Origin of the sequence: Rhodococcus sp. T2V, assembly GCF_029269925.1 — a bacterium.
In the GTDB taxonomy this organism is placed as follows: Bacteria; Actinomycetota; Actinomycetes; order Mycobacteriales; family Mycobacteriaceae; genus Rhodococcus_F; species Rhodococcus_F koreensis.
The window spans coordinates 1-592 of sequence record NZ_JARJBD010000470.1 but is presented as its reverse complement, the minus strand read 5'-3'; the positions used below and the strand labels follow the sequence as shown (position 1 = coordinate 592).

Annotated in this window: 1 protein-coding gene and 1 pseudogene; both read left to right on the top strand. The window is 66.4% G+C overall.

Annotated features, from left to right (window positions below; translation table 11 throughout):
• Positions 1 to 294 (top strand): annotated as a pseudogene (locus P3H15_RS54890) (IS30 family transposase); the annotation flags it as partial.
• A 74-nt stretch (positions 295 to 368) separates the two neighbouring features.
• On the top strand, positions 369 to 592 hold a 224-nt coding region (locus P3H15_RS54885), incomplete at its 3' end, for a hypothetical protein (protein ID WP_276144940.1).

Here is a 592-nt window from a genome sequence, read left to right as displayed (position 1 = left end):
CCTGCGTGGAAGGGGCTGAACAAGCCGCATCGGCAGGACAGGCCATGGGCGACGGTCTGGAGCCCGGAACAGATCTCGCACCGGCTGAGGATCGACTTCCCCGATGATGAGTCCATGCGCATCAGCCACGAGGCGATCTATCAATCGTTGTTCATCGAGGGCCGTGGCGCGCTCAAACGGGAGCTGGTCGCATGCCTGCGCACCGGGCGGGCGCTGCGGGTTCCCCGAGCGCGGTCGCGGAACAAGCCGCAAGGGCATGTCACCGAGGACGTCGTGTTCAGCGAACGCCCCGCCTGTTGGCCTGCGCCGATGACCCGATCCCGGCGCGGACACCCCGTTGAGACGAAAACCGACATCGACTTACGACCGTGCGCATCCACATTCAGGTGCACCTACCGAACTCAGCGATGGCGTGGGCGGACATGGTTGCCGGCGCGATACCGATCGATGTCACCGCGGACGTCGACGTCGCCGAGGCGTCGTGGGTGCGGATCCCGATGGCGACGGCCGCGAAGACGACGGCCGCCTTGGCCCAACGCCACGACATGATCGTGCACCGCATCGAAACCGAACAGGAGCTGGCCGCCGACGA